General features: G+C 50.5%; 14 protein-coding genes and 1 pseudogene. 7 read left to right on the top strand and 8 right to left on the bottom strand.

Annotated features, from left to right (window positions below; all coding sequences use genetic code 11):
• Positions 1-13 precede the first annotated feature (13 nt).
• The 7 genes and pseudogenes from J0X19_RS22955 to J0X19_RS22930 form a co-directional block, all read right to left on the bottom strand.
• The gene (locus tag J0X19_RS22955) at positions 14-892 is read right to left on the bottom strand and encodes an IS3 family transposase (RefSeq protein WP_206986758.1); all 879 of its coding nucleotides are present in this window, start codon (positions 890-892) and stop codon (positions 14-16) included.
• Complete coding sequence (locus tag J0X19_RS22950) at positions 889-1191, bottom strand: transposase (RefSeq protein ID WP_206986753.1); 303 nt, start codon at positions 1189-1191, stop codon at positions 889-891. The genes J0X19_RS22955 and J0X19_RS22950 overlap by 4 nt, the downstream gene beginning before the upstream one ends.
• Before the next feature lie 508 nt (positions 1192-1699).
• Positions 1700-2338, bottom strand: coding sequence for an FMN-dependent NADH-azoreductase (locus J0X19_RS22945; RefSeq protein ID WP_206986752.1), 639 nt, complete (start codon positions 2336-2338; stop codon positions 1700-1702).
• A 141-nt stretch (positions 2339-2479) separates the two neighbouring features.
• Complete coding sequence (locus J0X19_RS24920) at positions 2480-2734, bottom strand: helix-turn-helix domain-containing protein (RefSeq protein WP_242583245.1); 255 nt, start codon at positions 2732-2734, stop codon at positions 2480-2482.
• 135 nt (positions 2735-2869) lie between these two features.
• A pseudogene (locus J0X19_RS25300) lies at positions 2870-3349 on the bottom strand (AraC family ligand binding domain-containing protein); the annotation flags it as partial.
• Between the two features lie 747 nt (positions 3350-4096).
• Positions 4097-5266 (bottom strand): replication initiation protein, encoded by a 1170-nt coding sequence (locus J0X19_RS22935; protein WP_206986750.1) that lies wholly within the window; start codon positions 5264-5266, stop codon positions 4097-4099.
• 977 nt (positions 5267-6243) lie between these two features.
• Entirely contained in the window at positions 6244-6999 is a 756-nt protein-coding gene (locus tag J0X19_RS22930) for a replication initiation protein (RefSeq protein ID WP_206986749.1), read from the bottom strand.
• Positions 7000-7326: 327 nt separating this feature from the next.
• Here J0X19_RS22930 and J0X19_RS25295 point away from each other — a divergent pair, with 327 nt between their 5' ends.
• The 4 genes from J0X19_RS25295 to J0X19_RS22910 all read left to right on the top strand — a co-directional run bounded on the left by J0X19_RS25295 (position 7327) and on the right by J0X19_RS22910 (position 10403).
• The gene (locus J0X19_RS25295) at positions 7327-7563 is read left to right on the top strand and encodes a helix-turn-helix domain-containing protein (RefSeq protein WP_394369135.1); all 237 of its coding nucleotides are present in this window, start codon (positions 7327-7329) and stop codon (positions 7561-7563) included.
• A gap of 352 nt (positions 7564-7915) precedes the next feature.
• Positions 7916-8965 (top strand): tyrosine-type recombinase/integrase, encoded by a 1050-nt coding sequence (locus tag J0X19_RS22920; protein WP_206986747.1) that lies wholly within the window; start codon positions 7916-7918, stop codon positions 8963-8965.
• Between the two features lie 157 nt (positions 8966-9122).
• Positions 9123-9311: a hypothetical protein gene (locus J0X19_RS22915; protein WP_206986746.1), complete on the top strand. Its 189-nt coding sequence runs from the start codon at positions 9123-9125 to the stop codon at positions 9309-9311.
• A 327-nt stretch (positions 9312-9638) separates the two neighbouring features.
• Positions 9639-10403 carry a hypothetical protein gene (locus tag J0X19_RS22910; RefSeq protein WP_206986745.1) on the top strand — a complete coding sequence of 255 codons (765 nt, stop codon included), beginning with the start codon at positions 9639-9641 and terminating at the stop codon, positions 10401-10403.
• 619 nt (positions 10404-11022) lie between these two features.
• On the opposite strand, the gene J0X19_RS22905 is transcribed toward J0X19_RS22910, so the two are convergent.
• Complete coding sequence (locus J0X19_RS22905) at positions 11023-12135, bottom strand: helix-turn-helix domain-containing protein (RefSeq protein ID WP_206986744.1); 1113 nt, start codon at positions 12133-12135, stop codon at positions 11023-11025.
• Between the two features lie 630 nt (positions 12136-12765).
• On the opposite strand from J0X19_RS22905, the gene J0X19_RS22900 reads away from it, so the two are divergent.
• The 3 genes from J0X19_RS22900 to J0X19_RS22890 all read left to right on the top strand — a co-directional run bounded on the left by J0X19_RS22900 (position 12766) and on the right by J0X19_RS22890 (position 18366).
• The gene (locus J0X19_RS22900; protein WP_206986743.1) at positions 12766-13941 is read left to right on the top strand and encodes a ComEC/Rec2 family competence protein; all 1176 of its coding nucleotides are present in this window, start codon (positions 12766-12768) and stop codon (positions 13939-13941) included.
• On the top strand, positions 13928-16246 hold the full coding sequence (locus J0X19_RS22895; RefSeq protein ID WP_206986742.1) for a ThiF family adenylyltransferase: 2319 nt from the start codon (positions 13928-13930) through the stop codon (positions 16244-16246). Before J0X19_RS22900 ends, J0X19_RS22895 begins: the two co-directional genes overlap by 14 nt.
• A gap of 104 nt (positions 16247-16350) precedes the next feature.
• Positions 16351-18366 (top strand): gluzincin family metallopeptidase, encoded by a 2016-nt coding sequence (locus J0X19_RS22890; protein WP_206986741.1) that lies wholly within the window; start codon positions 16351-16353, stop codon positions 18364-18366.
• The last annotated feature ends 48 nt before the right edge of the window (positions 18367-18414 follow it).

Below are 18414 nucleotides of genomic sequence, written 5' to 3'. Positions count from 1 at the left end.
TGAGGTGGTCTAGCTAAGCCGCACAGAGTTGGGACGCAGTTTGAAAGTTGGTTTCGAAGTGATTGGGGGCGAGATAGCCGAGGGCGGAATGCCGCCGTTCGGCATTATAATAGGCGATGTAGTGGCTGATTTCCAGCCGGGCTTCGCTCAGGTTGCGGAAGCGGCCGCCGTCGAGTAATTCGGTTTTGAGTCGGCTCCAAAAGGATTCGGCGTGGGCGTTGTCGTAACAGTTGCCCCGCCGGCTCATGCTCTGCACGGCCTCGTGACGAGCGACTAAGGCCTTAAAATTAGTAGCCGAGTATTGGCTACCCTGATCGGAATGGATGAGGAGTCCGGCGGGCGGTTGACGTACGGCTAAGGCCCGGCGCAGGGCCTCGCTGACCAAGTCTTCGGGCATGGACTCGCGCACGTCCCACCCCACCACTTTACGCGAGTAGCGGTCGAGCCAGGTGGCCAGGTAGAGCCAGCCCCCACCTTGTTTGGGCAGGTAGGTGATGTCGCCCACCCAGACTTGGTTAGGCGCCGTGGGCGCGGGTTGGCCCAGCAACCGGTTGGGCGCGGCGCGCACGTTCGGGTCGGAGTCGGTGGTGCGGGGCACAAACGAACGGGGCTGTTGGGCCCGCAGTCCGGCGGTTGCCAACGTGCGCCGGATGCGCCAGCGGCCCACTATATGGCCTTGGGCGTGCAACTCCGCCCGCAAGCGGCGGGTGCCGTAGCGCGCCGAATGCCAGCTAAACTCCTTGCGCACGGCTACTTGCCAGGCGGGCTCGGAGGCCGGCACCTGGCTCCGTTGCCACGCATAGTACGCGCTCGGCCCTACGCGCAACACCTGGCAGAGCTGCCGCACCGGCACCTGGGCCCGCCGTTGGGCAATGTACTGATAGGTGCTCACCGGGTCGGCTGGCTGAAGATGACCAAGGCTTTTTTTAAAATATCCAACTCCTGCTCGGCCCGCTTGAGCTGGGCGCGCAGCTGCCGTACTTCCGGGTCACGGGCCACCTCGACGCTGCCCACTTCGGCCACGAGTTGGGCCTGCTGCCAGCGATAAAGTAGCTTGGGGCTGATGCCCAACTGCTGGGCGGCGGCCTGCGTGCTCCGACTTTCTGACGCCAGGCGCAGGGCCTCGGCTTTGAAAGCGTCGTCGTATTTGCGCCGTCTATCCGGCGTGGACTTGCTGCTTTTTGTGCTCATGACTCAGGAAATATACGTCCTGTTTCTGTGCGGCTTAACTAGACCACCTCAATAAGAGCCAATAGTTTCTAGAATCACTACTCGTTACCACTGTATGACGGGCAGTAGACAGGCGAGCTACGTACCACTGCTCTCATACGGACGCAGGCTCATCTCCTGGGTATTGTAGTTACTGGACTGCACGTCAAAAGTCAACTCCACATTAACTCGGTTCTGCTGCGTAATATCATTGAGTTGATACTACTGGCACTAGTCAAGAAGTCTACAAAACAATCAAGAGGTAACTACCCTGAGAGGGTGTTGTTAAACAAATAGGGGAAAACCTTCGACTCGGCAGCGAATCAGCTTAGAGGCTATTGATAAGACACAAATGCGCCGTAAAAGCAGCGAAAACCGATTCTTTTCGACTCAGAGGGTTTGTCCTATTTGTTTAACAACACCCTATTTGACTCCTGCAGCTTATCCCTGAAGGGAATAGAAACTTGCATCCGCTCGGCAAATCGTTCGACTAGCGAGCCAGTCTATGAAACTGTTCTTGCTGTGCCTCGACAAGTTGGTTAATCTGGGCGCGGGCCGCTGCCAGAGACTTGGGCGCCTCCAAGTCATCTGACGTGTGAGTAACGTGGATAAAGGTTTGGTCGGTGACGCCAATCAAGCTCATAACCGTCCGTAGGTACGGGTCCTCAAAGTTGTAGGCTGCGCGGGATTCACCCACTCCATAGCCGCCGCCACCTCGTGCGGTAACAATGATGGCCTTTTTATCCTTCAACTGGCCTTCCCAGTTGGAGGTCACCGTGAGGCCAATGCGCACAATCAGGTCGATATAGGCTTTAAAGACGGCAGGTACGCTGAAATTGTACATCGGGATGCCAAAGACGTACAGGTTGGCAGCCTGCAGTTCGTCGACCAACTCGTCCGAGAGTTTCAGCAGTTCGCGTTGGGCAGACGTCCGGTGCTCGGCGGGCATATAGAACGCGCCGATGAGCTCTTCGGTGAGATGGGGAATATCCTGACGGCCAATGTCGCGAACCGTTACCGTGTCGCCGGGATGCGCCTGAAGCCAGGCTTGGACAAATTCGCTGGAAATCTGCCGGGAGTGTGAAGCCGCGCCGCGCGGGCTGGCGGTGAGATGGAGAATGTTAGCCATAAGCGTTATTTTGTGAGACGGCTTGGAAACGCAACGCCTGTTGTCGTTTCACCTCACAAAATTGCCGCGCGGCCGAACGCGTGGCGAGGGCTTATGCTCGGCAGTATTCGGCAAAAAGTCGGAAAACAACGGAGCACCGGCTTAGAGCTGCTGCCGGTAGGCACTGGGCGAGAGGCCAACCGTATGGCGGAAGTAGCGCCCGAAAGCGGATTGGTCAGCAAAACTCAGTTGATCGGCCACCTGCGCCACAGTCAGGGCGGGGTTATGCAGCAGCAGCCGTGCTTCCAACGTCACCGCCTCGGCAATCAACGACGCGGCACCTCGCCCAGTGACCACCCGAACGGTTTCAGTCAGGTGTTTGGGCGTGATGCACAACTGGCTAGCGTAGAAGGCCAAGTGACGCTCAACGCGACAGTGGGTGTGCACTAGTTGTTTAAATTGCCTAGCAATCACTTGGGCCCGAGGTAGGCCAGTTGTCGCGGCGTCTACGGAAGTAGTGTAGGCTGCATCCGTTTCGTAGAGCAGGACCTGCAGTTTGCTCTGCAACAATCCTGTGCGGTGTCGGTGCGGCTCTTGATAGCTGCGGTACAATTGCTCGAACGCCACCTGTAAGCGGTCGTACAGCCCGGACTGTAACGGAAGCAGGTGCGGACCCGTACTGTTGAAGTAGGCGAACGGAACGGGTTGCCACCCACCTGCGGGGGGTAGAAAATCGGCAGTGAATAGGACGTCCAGCGACGCAAAGTCCGCCGACCTACAGCGCCACTGCTTGATGCAGTGCGCGGGCACTACCAGCAGAGAGCCTGGTTCTACTCGGTACGTTTCAAGATTTACCTGAAGTTCTGCACAGCCCTGTAGGCATAGTCCGAGCGTGTAATAACTGCTGCGGAAAGGCTGAAAACAAGGCACTGGCAGCGTAGCCGGCTCTCGCGCCAGTAGTAGGACCCCGGCGGGCGTGGCGGCGTAGGCCGCCAGTACGCTTAGCGGAAACGTGGGAATTGTCGTGGACATGCCTCTGTGCTAACGGCTGGTGCATTGGGCGTTATGCCTGGTTGGCAAAAGTATTAAGCAATCAAATGCTAGATATAACAGCGTGAGCGATGGCCTAAACGTTCTTTTTCGATGGCTTTAAGGGGCGTGTAAAAATATTATCCTTTGTTACTCTTACGATGCTTTTGAACCTTATCAATAGCATCTAAGCTAATTCGCTGCCGAGTCGGAGGTTTTCCCCTATTTGTTTAACAACACCCCACTAGGCTTTACGGTATTCTCGGTAGCAAGTACCAACTCTTCATCCTGGCTCTACGTCATCATCCGTAGGAGTTGCACAGCCAGTTGCTGATAAGCACCGATGTGTTGGCGCAGGTACGGCTAGTGCTGGAATTGATAGTCGGTATCCCTACTGTTCGCCCGCTACCCAAAGGTTAATTTTTACTTGATGCGAGCAGTGAGTTGTTGCCTCAAGATCCAGAGGTGTGTGCTTTAGTCGATGAGAGCCAATAGTTCCTATAATCACACCTCGCCCATTTACTGCATGACGGGCAGTAAATGGGCGAGGTGTATATCTCTGCTCTCCTACGGTACGGGCGCAGGCTTACCTTATGGATAGTGTAGTTACCAGCCTACGCGTCAAAAGTCAACTCCACATTAACTTGGTACTACTGCGTAATATCATTGAGTTGACACTACTGGCGCTAGTCGAGAAGCTTGCCAAAGAATCAGGAGATAACTGCCTTGACAGGATTCCACCAGGCAGTGTTATGCTGTAAGTTGCTGGCGCTGCTGCTCTAGCTGTGCAATATGCTTCTGCACTTCCCTTAGTGCAGTGATTCGGGTTTCATCCGTGTAGATAACGGCTGTTTGCACAAAGTTTAGACTATTGTGAGCATCTTCCAGTTCGCTGTTGAGCCTTCTGAGCTGGGTAGCCACGGCAGGGGTATTCTTGGGCTTTGGCTTAGACTTTGCCTGGAGTGAATTATGACGCTGCTGCTCTTTATGGTAGGCCGATAGTAAGTAGCCATCAATTAAGGCCTTGAATACGGCCCCACCTTCGCGCTTAACCTTTCCGGCTTGGACCTGGCTTTTCACCGTATCCAGTACGTAGCGCACGTAACCCAAATCATAATCGCCGGCGGCTAGCCGACTCTTAATCTGGGGTAGGCTACTTAGGGTTATCCCCGTGGCCAGCACGGCCTCTTCCCACTCCACCAGCGGTGGCGCGTCGGTATCAACCTCCAAGCGATGCTGAAATCGAAATTCAATAGCGATAACTTCGCGGCCGCTTTTAATAGTTTTGTAGGTAAAGGCGGTGTCCGTATCTGCTAGTTCTTTCTGCGCTCGGTCTAGGACTCGAACCCGGAAGTTGTTGAAACGGTCATATTCCTCCACTAGACCAAGAATAGCCTTTAGTTCTTCCAGGGGTACAGTGCGTTTGCCAAAGGAAGCGTACTCGCGTAACAGCCAGTAAATGCGAAAAGAGCTAGGGCTTTTTAGCTTGATTAAATCAGCTAGCTGCGCTTTGGTAAAGTTATCCCGCAGTTCAAGCAGGTAGGGGAGGAGTTGCCTGTTGAACCGCGCCTCAACCAAGCCTCCCCCTTCGCGGTACTCTGCATACTCTACCAGCGGAATAACGGTGAACGTACGCTTTTGGCGGCGGCGGCCATCAGGGCTTAGCTTCTCGATTCGCAGCTTACACCCACCAAAATTATCTAGCATCTTCCGCACATGCGCATAATTGTTGCTAGTGGGCTCCACGATGTCATGTATATCTACTTGGCACTTTGCAAACTCTGTGTCTTGGGGAGAAATACGCGCTAGCATTGCCAGAAACAGCCGCGATTCGGTCGTGCTCAAGCTGAATTGTGCATTGACCAAAGCATTGTGCTGCACTACTAATGGATGCACAGGCGATGTAGTGAGAACAGACATAACAAAGTGATTGGCGACTGAATTTACCAAATATAGCAGTAGCCGCCTTATATGCCTACATGATATTGCAGCAGTAGGCATATGACCCCAATTCAGTAGGCACATTTTGCCATTTTTCTCCCAATTCAGTAGGCATATGGCCCCAATTCAGTAGGCATATGGCCCCAATTCAGTAGGCATATGGCCCCAATTCAGTAGGCATATGACACCGTAACTAACTGTAATACAATATATTATAGAGGGTGTAAACTACTATAAACTTCTTTAAAGAAAGTAAACTACTAGTTTGAAGCAGTTTTTTCTAAAAAATTAACAATTCTCAACAGGTTTGCAAACGATAAGTAATCCACTAACGCCGGAATGCCCCCAATTTTGTAGGCATATGGAGAGAAAAGTGCTGAAAAGTGCTTTTTCAAGTTAGTTACAGCAATTTTCAGAGAAAAGAATACAGTTGATATGCCTACAAAATTGGGGCATGTGCCCCGCCTTTATTCTGTTCACAAGCTGATAAAGCCCTTTTTCCCATACTTGATTAATTCCCCTTTTTAACTTAAAATGCTGATAATGAATTGCTTAATTCAAAAGTGCTGATATGCCTACAAAATTGGGGTGGGAATTGAGTGTAGAAGCGCATGAAGTTCACTTGTGTTGCCTGCCAGTGGCTAGATATGTAGGTGCTGAGCTGAGTGAGAATATAACGGCGGCAACAATGGTAATACTAAACAGTACCTTTCCAGCGATCTGGGTAGAGGGTTAAATGCTTGGTTATCAGCCAGTACATAATAGTATTCCGCCTGTATCAGGGACCCTTTGTGCTATTATAAACCAGTAAGAATCGCGGATTTTTACTGTAACATCCTTGTTTTGTACTACTGGTTGAGAGATGAGTATCCACTCGTTCCCAACCAGTAGCTACCTTCTCATCAGATCAGCCGGTTGATAAGCTTTACCAATGATGTGCTGGCGCTGGTGTATCCTTAAGACATGTAGTCTTCCAAGAAGAGTACCTTCTTTCTGCTGGTCTTATCAGGGAACATCACTCTAAAGCGCTCACTCAATTGCTTTTCTTGGTACTGCTCGTAGACAAAGGGGAGAGCAGTCGGTTGCACTTCCTCCAGCGTTTGCTGAAGCTTCGTATGCTGCTTGGGCTGCGCACGCTTGAGTAGCCTTGCAAGTTGGTCTAGGTCAATCTTGGGGTGGCTGAAGTGGCCAAACTCCTGCAGCAATTCAAAGAGAGGCTGGGCGTCGGTAGGACCTAATCGGAGCAGCTCATCCAGATCAGCTAAGGGGTAGTTACCCCCTTGGTGCAGCTGCAACAGATACGGCATTATATCCTTCGTGAACTTGACTAGCACGCCGCCTAGCCCGCCGTCGAAGGCGGCAACACTTATCAGATTCATGTAGGTGACTACAGGCTTGACCTTGCGCCGCCGCTGGCCGCGTACATCCCTAAACGTTTCAACGTGCAACTTAATGCCGATGACGTCCCGGCACATCTGGTCAAGGGCTCGGGCAGAGCTATCGCCGTGGACAATGTCCTCGCTTTGGCCCGGAAGCAACAGGGCAGTAGGAACAAAAAACTGATTCCGCTCTAAGTTGTCATAGTCGATTTGGGCCAGCAAGAAGACAAACAGCCGTATGTGCAGCGGCAAAAATGAATAGCCGTCGTTGAGCAAAGCCTTGTTTTGGAGTGCGAGAAGGCTCGTCTCGTCGGCGGTAGGGTCCGGGATCATGGCAGTTGCGTTAGGTGGATTCGTCATTTTTGTAGCACTTGGCCAGGCGCCAATTCAGCCTTTATGTAGCGCTTACTTGCCATTCTCGTACTGTCCTTGGTAGCAAATAGAGCTAGGTTAGGAAAGTAGAGTCAGTAAGTTCGTTTAATTAGAAGCGAGCCAAAACCAAACGAGGTGCACATTCACCAGCTTGATTTTGAAATGTAGGCCTCGACTTTACTAAAAGGGAACCCACTGGCCCTGTACAGCAAACATAAGGGGTTACGTTAGTAAAATGTATCGTATACGATACGAATACTCGGGGCCGGTCCGCTGTCCTTCGGGTTAGTGAAAAATCCGGCCACTATCCGCGCCTTTGGCGTGCACTTACGCGCTTTGCGGTTGCAGAAGGGGCTGAGCCAACAAGCGCTGGCCGACGAAGCTGATTTGAGCCGACCCACGATTCAACGGGTGGAGACCGCCCACTTATGTGCTAGCTTGGATGTGTTGACGAGCATTGCGCGTGCGCTACAGGTGCCGCTACGAGAACTGCTAGATTTCCCCGAGGCGGATGCGCAGTCGTAGTACAAAATGCATTGTTCCAGCAAGTGCGGGTTGCGGACTATTTTCATCGCCAGCTAAGCTCGAATCCATGCAAAAGCTATAGGCTTCAATTCGACAGTTAGCGCGAGCGCATCAGTCGTCTCTTATTAGAGTACAGAGGAGCAGCGGAAAGAATACGTGTTCCTTATGGTCCCGAAAGGAACCATCCAGTCAGCTTGAGATATAAGTTATGATAACCTTTACTTATCATAACTTATATTTGCCCAACCAGAACGAGCGGTTTTCGGCTAAACCCGACACTTGTATATAAGGTGGGGGCTATAATCAGGGTAGCTTCCTGAGTCTCTCGTTCAAGTAGTACCCAAACCTTTCTATGAACGAAGACCTCTCTCTTGTCCTGGCGGCCAACGCTAACCAATCGGTCAGTGCACAACTGGCGCGGGCGTCGGCCAAGGTCGCAGGTTTCTTGGAAGTCGGCCTGCAGGGCGCCGCGAATACGGAGCGGGCCTATACCTCTGACTTGAAAGGCTACGTGGCCTTCTGCGAGCAGCACGGCTTGCAAGCCATGCCCGCCGACGTGGACACGCTCACAGAGTACGTGGCGTACCTGGCCTCTGAGAAACCCGAGTCCGCACCCAGAGAGGGTAGGCGGAAGAAGGGCCAGCAACCGCTCACCGGGCCGCACGCCCTGGCCACCATCAAGCGCCACCTCGCCGCTATCCGCAAAGCGCACCAACTCGCCGGCTACCGGTTGCCGGCTACCCTGGACGCGCTCAACCTCGTGATGGAAGGCATTACCCGCACCCTGGGCAAGCGGCAAGTCCAGGCGCAAGCTTTCACGGTCGAGGAACTCAAGCAGGCCATTCGCCGCATCGACCTGGACACGTCCGCCGGCATCCGGGACCGGGCCCTGCTGCTGCTGGGCTTCGCGGGGGCCTTTCGGCGTTCGGAACTGGTGGAGTTGAACATCGAGCAGCTGGAGTTCACCGAGCGCGCCTTGCTGGTGCACCTGGCCAAAAGCAAAACCAACCAGTATGGCGCCGTCGAGGACAAAGCCATTTTCTACGCGCCGACGCTGGATTTCTGCCCTGTCCGCTGCCTGCGGGCCTGGCTGAACTTACTGGGCCGCACGACGGGGCCGCTGTTCGTCAAAATTCCGCGTACCACGCCGGGGCAACTGGCCGTTCCCTCTACGAAGCGACTCTCCGATATCTCGATTAACAAGCTGGTGCAAAAGCGGCTGGGACCCGCGTACTCGGCCCACTCGTTACGGGTTTCGTTCGTGACCACGGCCGTGCTCAACGGCCAATCGCACAAGGCCATTAAGAACCAGACCAAGCAAAAGACCGATGCCATGATTGAGCGCTATACCCAGCTTAACAACGTGGTGTCCTACAATGCTGCCCAAAGCCTAGGCCTCTAAAACCTGGGGCCGCAGCGCCTTTTAACAAAAGTCTAAGTCTATCTTCCATAAGTTGATCACTTCATCTTTAAGTAGATATTGCAATAAGAAGAAATAAAAAAGCATGTTATATCCTCCAAGACAGTCCGCTCCACTCAACTACCCTAAAAACAAGACAATGGCATTTACCCAGCAAGACCGAACTGATTTCTTGAACGAATTGGAAAAAGCTTCTCAAAACTTAAGCTCTAACCAAGCTGAATTTTATCATGCCGTATTGCATCAACTGATATTAATTGCAACAGAGTCGACAATCGACCAATTGATTGAGGCTGTGAATCGTGCTAAGAATGTGACAGAACTTTAAGCAACTCTCATCATCGGATAAGAATAAATTCCGTCATTGTTATCTTCTTGGACTGAACCACACAATCACTATCTTCGTTGCCTACGTATCACCTCATCTAGAATTATATGGCACGGAAGAAACTAGCAGAGCTTACCTCTACAGGCTTGAAACGTGTTCTAAAAAATGCATCAGGTCGGGTTGCGATAGAGAATTTGCAACGAGGTGTTGCTATAACGGTACTTGACAAAGGTCAAATTATTCAAATACGTCCGGATAACACCCGAAGGGTAGTCCGCAAACAGTTGGCAAACCAACCTGTGCGCATTACCGAAACTGAGTTGCTCCTTGATTGAACATATTCCACGGCTTCGCATGCTTGCCGGACCCAATGGGTCCGGCAAGTCTTTTTTAGTACCTTCTCTACAAGAGGAAGTCAACCTTGGTGTTCTCGTTAATGCGGATGAGATTGAGGCTCGTCTTAAAGCTCAGTTTCGGCACCGCAATCTACGATTGCTAAATCTTCATGACTGGAGCCTACAGCTTACGCAAGCAGATCTGGAAGCTTTTTGGTATACAGAAGATAAGCAAGCAGCTATAAAGCCTGGTCAACGCGAAACACGTCACTTGCGCATTGAACAAAACGTGCTGCTCTTCAGCCGTGCTAAAGTTGATTCATACTTAGCGGCTCGAGTTGCTGATTTCCTGCGTCACGCCTTGTTGAATACGCAGCAGACCTTCACCTTTGAAACGGTAATGTCCCACTCTTCGAAAGTGGACTTTTTGCGAGATGCGCAAGCTGCTGGTTTCCGTACCTATCTGTATTTTGTTGCTACTGAAGACCCTGAGATAAATGTAGGTCGTGTTCGAGCCCGGGTTCAGAAAAAGGGGCATGATGTGGCTCGCGACAAAATAATTTCCCGTTACAGCCGCTCATTAGACTTACTATTCGACGCAGTGCGTTTGGTCAACAGAGCTTTTATCTTTGACAACTCGTCTGTGGCCCCACAGCTAATAGCTGAAATAGAAGAAGGTCGTAAGGTTACATTCAAGACGGATATTCTCCCAGCTTGGGTGGATAAGTATTTTAGACAGAAAGCTCTTCAAAAATAGTATTGTGGCTACCTATTGCCATGACCTTGTTTGTGCGATTATCTTAGAAATGTCACTAAACTCACTACTAATTCAAATGGAGGATGGCATAGCTCCTAATGGTAGAACTGACGTAGTTTGAATTACTTTATTTAATAAAGTTATGCTACTGGAGCTATCAAGGGACTTTTTAGCTCCACCTCCAGTTGATTATATTGTACTCGCAAGCGCGGATTGAGTTGGCTAAGCCGCCTAGACGCTGAAATAGCTTCGGGGCGTGTCATATGGCGTCTTGCAACAAGTTGCTTGACTAACCAAGACATATTATAAAGTTGCACTGGTGGTACGTAACAGCGGCGACATAAACTATTGCAGAGTGCTAACATGGGCCAGTTATTAGCATGAGCTAACTGGTACACTGAGCATTCCGCCAGGGTTAAACCATCAGCCTGCGCCTCTAATACTGCTGCTCGAAGTTGGTCTTGATGACTGAGTTGAACTATTTCTAAGCGACCGGCAACACGATATGGCTCTATTGCACACTGAGACGGCCCATCTAACCCTTCCCATAGCAGGCAGGTAGTAGAATAAGTAAATGGCAATTGGAACACTGGGTCGAGTAAATCAGCCGCCTCCAATTCTATGAATAACTCGGCGTCTTGGATGGCAAATTGGTCGTATCGCATTCTTCAATTGATAAATATTCATTGCGAAAAGCACTCAAACTCGTGCCAACCAGCGCTGCTGCTTTACTAACTGACACAACGTCTTCTGCGATGAGGCGATGTACCAGTTGCCGGAAACGTTGTGGTCGAGCAGCCTCACCAGCATAACTTCCATAACCCGTCTCTAACTTATTCTTCGCCATTCTAATGCAGAAATATTTATAGTGACCAGCTGTAATGATCTCCAAGTCCGATAAGCGGCGCATTATAGCCTGCACAGAGATCCCATACTGCTCTTTAACTGCTTTCAACTCATAATGCGATATTCGGGTGCGAGTTGCGCCGAATTTCCACGTAGTTACCTTTCTAGGTAATAATAAAGCACTAGCGAAACGGTGGCAAAATGTCTCTATTAGCTTAGGTTCCAGCCCCTCAAAGGATAAGACAAGATGTCCGAGTTCGTGCAAGGCCGTAAACCGGCGACGTTCTGGGGTATCATGTTCATTCAATACTACTACTGGCAAACCATTCGGAAAAGTGGCTAGGCCATTGAAAGCAGACGACGTGGGTACGCTAAATACGCATACACCTTTATCTTCTAGCGTATCTATAATGCTTGTTATGGGGTTCATTCCTAGCTCCCATGCCTCTTGGATGTGTACTACTGCCTGCTCCACATCATCCGCAGTAGTGACAGGCCAGCGCTTAGGTGAGTTAGTTTGCGAACACCAGCCAAAAGGAGCCTGAAAATGGTGTGAGATACGAAGCAATTCTTCGACTTCTAGGTAACGCTCGACGTAGTCACGGATGTGTTCTTTAATACTGGCGGCTTCCTTCGCACTGAGCTTAACCTTCTTTCGAAAGTCGACTTGACCAAGACTCACACGCTTAGACCGGAAAAAATAGCCTGGTTCTACCCCAAGGACTTTGGTGAGCAGTGACAGTATCTCACCTTCCGGTTCCATTAAACCTTGTTCGTACTTATGGAGTGCCTGTCTGCTAACACTCCCAATTTGGTCAGCCAGTTCTTGTAGGCTCCACCCTTTCATCGTGCGGGCTGCCCGTAAATTTTCTGCAAAGGCTGTCATGCTGAATACCTCATTAAACAAGATATAGCTAAGATGCTTTTAGTCAATGTGTAAGCTGAATTGAACGCTGTTTTAACGAGGGTTTTGTTTACAAACATGTAAGTAATATTTGTTTTGTCTACCCTATAGAGGCAACTAAGCAAGATTGAACTTAGTATATTTGCTAAATGATAGACTAGTTAAGCTCATGTAAGTTGCTTACAAGGGCCAACTAATTCTTCAGCATTTATCTCATTTCACTTGTCATTGATGCTTCCACCATAAAAAAACCAGCCGCCATCAGACGCGGCGACTGGCTCCATTACTAACAACAGAGAAAGCAATTACGGGGTCCAATCGTTTGTTGCTTTCTTCTACACGTGTTAACGGCCTAGCCAGCTGAAGGCGCGGCGCACGGTAATTATGACCGCAAAGATAGATTGCGTTTATCAATTTACGCATTATCATTGCTTCTTGTTGTACCGTGGATTGGCTCAGCGTGTCCACTGATTGGACACTTTCCACCGACTACCCTTGTAGGTTATTATTTCCTCGGGCCATAGCCTTGAGTCGTTTGGCGCATTTCGGTATACCTCTTGGTAGCCGAGTGCTGGCACTTCACTTGGGATAGTCACTTCCGGTATTTTGTACATGGCTACTGCCACCATTAAGTATTATCCGGTTTGCAACGGAGACTGCTCGTTGCTCACCTTAACCGACAACACCACCATCATGGTGGATTGTAACATCCGCGAGTCCTCAAAGGGTGACAGCGACGAAACCCAGTTTGACGTAAAAGCCGATCTGCTGCAATCTATTCAGCGTCGTGAGAGTAAGCCGTTCGTGGACGTGTTCGTGCTGACTCACGGCGATAAAGATCATTGCCTCGGCTATACGAAAAACTTCTACCAAGGCGATCCGCTAAAGTACGATAAGACCAATCTAGAAGCCCAGGAGATTATCATGGATGAAATATGGTTTTCGCCCATGATCCAGGAAATTCATAGTAACGACGAAGAGGACAATGTGCAGCAGGAAGTAATGCGACGCGTGGCTCTTCACCTCAAAGGCGACCCTAATAGCAATAAGCCAGGCAACCGCATCTTGATTATCGGGTATGACGGCAATGATAGCTTCCAGAAGCTGAATCATCTGCGTAAGATCCCAGGAAACATCATCACAAGCTTCAACCAAAAAGAGCAAACCCTTTTTTCGGTTTTCCTGCATGCTCCCTTTAAGGAGCAACTGTATGATGAGGAAAAGACTAAGAACTCCGCCAGCATCGTCTTTCAGGCTCGCTTCAAGCAGTCACCCGCTGACACGAACTTCTCGTGCCTAGCAATGTTTGGCGGAGATGCGGACCATTACTCTTGGTGTATCATCCAAACCAAAACGGAGCAGAGCAACAATCATATCAACCAGCAAGCACTGAATTGGGACCTATTTTTAGCTCCTCATCACTGTTCTTGGACGTACTTCAACGACTGCCCACAAAAGGACAATCCAACTCCAAAAGATAGCTCTCTGGCCATTCTAGATTACAAGCGTCTGAATGCAAAGGTTATTGCTTCTAGTAAAGCTATCCTTGATAATGACGACAATCCACCTCACCACCAAGCCAAGAAGCAGTATGTAAATAAGGTAGGCAGCGTCAAATTTCTGAACACTGAAACGCACATTGTAAAAAAGAAGACCCCCCAGCCCATTGTCTTTGAGGTGACAGCACAGGGGCCAGTGCCGCCCAAAATAACGGAAGGCAGTGCCATCGGAGCTGGAGCGGCCGGTTTGGGAGCCATCAACAAGGTTTCAGGTTATGGCGCTCGCTAAGTTTAGCTCCTCATTAAGTTCTTACGAAGGTCAGTTAGCGAATCCTGCACTGCAGGATTCGCTAACTGACCTTCAACAATTTTTGGGCGGGGCGCCATTGCCTCTGCTGGTGTGGTCCGACACTCAGGTAGTGCTACCACTAGATGTAGAGGTTGAGTTGCCGCCGCTGGGCAACTATGAAGACCTCGATATTCGAGCTATAGAACCAGTTTTTATAGCTTTCTCGCTAGCCCAATATCCGACTCTACCACCAACAGTATACACGGACCGGTTGGATTTTCCCAAAGATCGGCTGGCTCACCTCTACATTGCCCAACTTGGGCTGCCACCCGCTTTTTGTCTAGTGCGTGGCAGCATTAAAGAATGGTATGCCAATAAGCGACTGCGCGATGTTGTTACACGTACTGGTAACTGGCTCCGCGATGCGGCCGTAGGAAATTTAACGCTGGACAGTGGTCAGTATGACCCTCTACGATTAGAGGGATATACGGGTACTATCATTTACCCGTATGATCAATTTGCTGCCATCATTGAAGCTAAAGACTCCTGGAAGCCTAACCAGAACTTTGCCATGGTTCTGTTTGAGAATATGGCCAAGGAAGAGGAAAAGCCGGCCTTTCGGTTTGTGAAGCTAATAACTCCAGAAACATACCATGCTACGCTTTTAGATTATATTAAGGCAACCAAGGAGTTACTGGCTGATAAAACCTTTAAGGTCAAAAAATACCACATAGGGTATCTACTGTGGAGTAGCACATCCGATAGCTACGCACACTACTCCGTTAATCTGCCGCAAAGCTGGGAGGAATTTCAGACCTTCTGCACTTCGTATGGCCTGAATGTGGGCGCACTAACGCAATTCATTACGCAGGGCGATGAGCATTACAACTTTTTTCCCGAGTTGCCTATTGTCTGCGGGTTGCGTCGACCTAAGCCTGTTATTGGTTTCTCGGCGGACCTTGAGTTTGTTAATTTTTTTGTGGACTTACCTTCATCTGCTATCCAGGAAGGGCAGATCACTACTAACCCTGCGGTTCGATTTCAGGCGCATAACGAGCCGCTAACTTTGCGCAAAGCTCGCAGCATATCAGGCAGCTATCCGCTCTTGCCGGTCATCACATTTGCTGTGGGTTGCGGTGCGTTGGGTTCCAAAATAATCATGCACCTAGCCCGCAACGGAGCAGGCAATCTTGTCTTAGTGGACTCGGATAAGGTGTCACCGCATAATCTGGTTCGCTACGCACTGCACGCCGAGGCGGAGGGAAACAATAAAGCCTTGGCTCTAGCTAGCACTATCAAGAACCTGTACCGACACGAACCCGAACTTGTTGCCTTTGGCCTGCCGCAAACAGGCGAATCTATCTGGATTGGCAAGAGCGCTGAACAGTTAAATGGAATAAAGTACATTTTAGATTTTACGGCTTCTGAGGCTTTCTTTACGTCGCTGGTAGTCCAGCCCCATTTGTCACATGCCGCCATCAACCGTGCAGTTATTTCCGACCAAGGCAATCTGGGTATTTTAAGCTTGGAAGGCACCGAGCGTAATCCACGGTTAGACGATTTGCAGGTGGCCTTATATGCACAAGGCAAACGCAGACCGGCCGTATCGGCGTGGCTACAACGCGAGCAGGCCACATCTACCGGCGAAAGTACACTCGTCACAGTGGGAGTCGGGTGTAATTCTGAAACAACCATTCTTGCCGATGAAGTTATCAGCACCCATGCCGCCTACGTGGCCCAAGTTCTGAAAGCTGAGACTAAACGAGCTGAACGGACGGCGCAGGGACAGGTTTTTCTTAGTAAGGTAACCTGTTTCGACGGGTATCCGGTGCTGAATACCGAGCGGATACTAGTGCCTAAACGTGAGGTACTCACGGCACTGAATGATTCGAGTTGGCAGATACGCCTGTGTCCTAAGGCAACTAAGGCAGTACGGCTGGCCCTACGTAAAGCGTACCCCAATGAAACGGGCGGCGTCTTCATCGGGCAGGTTAACTATAAAACCAAGGTCATTCATGTAGTGGACGCGGTGTTAGCCCCACCAGATAGCCGGGCTACACCTGTATGTTTTTTCCGGGGCGTAGAAGGTTTACCGGAGGCAATCGGTCGGGCAGTTGAGCAGTCAGGCGGGCAGTTAGGGTACGTGGGGGAATGGCATACCCATCCGCTGGGCCCTAGCGCCATGAGTGCAACAGACCATGCAACTGTGCGCCGCTTTAAGCAGGAGTTTGAAGAGCTACCCAATCCGCTTCCAGTATTCCTGCTTATTGCTACACACCAGGAGTTATTACCATTCATCTACTAGCCAGCTCTCAGCCTTGCTTAGGCTTGTTGCACTTTGTCAACTAGTTGGTTTCGCGCCCTCCAATGATGTTTGAATACGTTTCTCGGTCTTAACGCTACTGCTCTGTGAATCCACCCTATTTCCGCCAACTGCGAGCTTATAGCTTTGATCCTTCTTTATCACTGCGTCTCGACACCGCAGCCATTAACCACCTCACTTATAAGATCGAATGGGAGCCTGTGGCTTCGGGGCCCGTTGGAGAGTATGTAGAAGTAATTGACTACGATCCGACCGTGCGCCGATTCTACTTGCCAGTTGACTTAAACGACCGCTACCTGCTGGCGCAAAACGGTTTGGAGCCGAGCGAGAGCAACCCGCAGTTTCATCAGCAGATGGTGTACGCGGTGACGATGACCACGATCAAAAATTTCGAACAAGCATTAGGCCGCAAAATTCAGTGGGCCCAGCGGCGCACGCTCGATGGCCCGAATTACGAAGAGTATGTCCCTCGATTGCGTCTTTATCCGCATGCCATGCGCGACGCTAATGCGTACTACAGCCCGTTGAAGAAGGCCGTACTGTTTGGTTATTTCTCCTCTACCCCTGCTGACGATACCCAACTCATGCCTGACTCGTTGGTGTTTACTTGCCTGAGCCACGATATTATCGCTCATGAGGTGACGCATGCTATTCTTGATGGTATCTATGAGCATTACAGCGAGCCAACCAATCCTGATGTACTCGCCTTCCACGAGGCATTTGCTGATATAGTAGCCTTATTTCAACGATTCACATTTCCGGAAGTGCTACGTCATCAAATTGCGCGCACCCGGGGCGATCTGACCTCCCAAAACCTACTGGGTGAACTAGCACAGCAGTTTGGAACGGCTATAGGTGGCTATGGTGGCTTACGCGACGCTATTGGCCGTCGTGATCCTAACACAGGACAGTGGCAGCCTAAAGAACCAAATGGCGATGAATATCGGCAACAGACCGAACCGCATGCACGTGGCAGTATTTTAGTAGCCGCTGTGTTTGAGGCGTTCCTATCTATATACAAGGTGCGGATTGCGGATCTCTTGCGTATCGCCTCCGGAGGCAGTGGCATTTTGGCCCAGGGGGAATTACACCCGGACTTGGTAAATCGCTTGGCTGCCGAAGCGGCTAAGGCAGCAAATCACGTACTCACGATGTGCATTAGAGCATTAGACTACTGCCCGCCGCTTGATATTACATTTGGCGATTTCCTGCGAGCGTTGATCACGGCTGACGTAGATTCGGTGCGCGATGATCGATATCATTACCGGCTGGCTTTCATTGACGCATTTCGGCGGCGAGGGATTTATCCCCGAGGCATTAAAACGCTGAGCGTCGAGAGCCTGCGATTATCCGTTATTGGTACCAGCGAAGAATATACCCGCTCCGTAGCTTCTCAGGAAGTATTCGCCGAACTCAACAGCATGCTGCGGGAGTATGCTGTAAGTATAAAATACCAGAGCGACCGGGCTATTATAAATGCAATAACCCGGCACTTTATTCAAAAGTTAGATACGGGAGTTGATGGAGATACACCTGGCTTGCACCAGTACATAGGCTACCACTTTGCTGCCTCTACCGAATTTGCCAGCCTGACTGGGCTAGCATTCATTGACAACCCCAAACGGGTGGGTGTGCACACGGTTTCTTATGGCCCGGGTCCCTCTTTCCAATTGCTGAATCTGCGGCTCGTTAGCCGGGTGGGCCCTGATGGACTTCAAATCAACCATGTCGTATTCTATTTGGTGCAGCGTAGCGGCGTTTGTTTACGAAATGATAAGGTGGCCGGCTGTTTCAACCTGCAAGACAAGAAAGAGGAAGGAGGCGACGAGGAGACGCAACGCATGCAATTTCGCGGCGGCTGTACCCTTATTCTAGACTTGGATACCATGACTCTCAAGTATGTCGTGCGCAAGCCATTGCTCGATTTGGAAATCTGGACTAAGTCGCGAGGAGAACAAGCACAGGTAGACGCAGCGCGTGCTGAACGGCAGTACCTCTATATGCAAAAGGGCCAGCACCAGCATCACAACGCCTATACCCAGTACTTTGGAGAACATGTACAGCAGATGAGCGAGCCTTTCGCCTTTTTACATCAACACTAAGTCACTAATTATGACTACAGCTTCTTCAATCGCAACACCGACTACTAA

Origin of the sequence: Hymenobacter telluris (assembly GCF_017313265.1) — a bacterium.
Lineage (GTDB): Bacteria > Bacteroidota > Bacteroidia > Cytophagales > Hymenobacteraceae > Hymenobacter > Hymenobacter telluris.
This window is presented reverse-complemented; position numbering and strand designations above follow the sequence as displayed.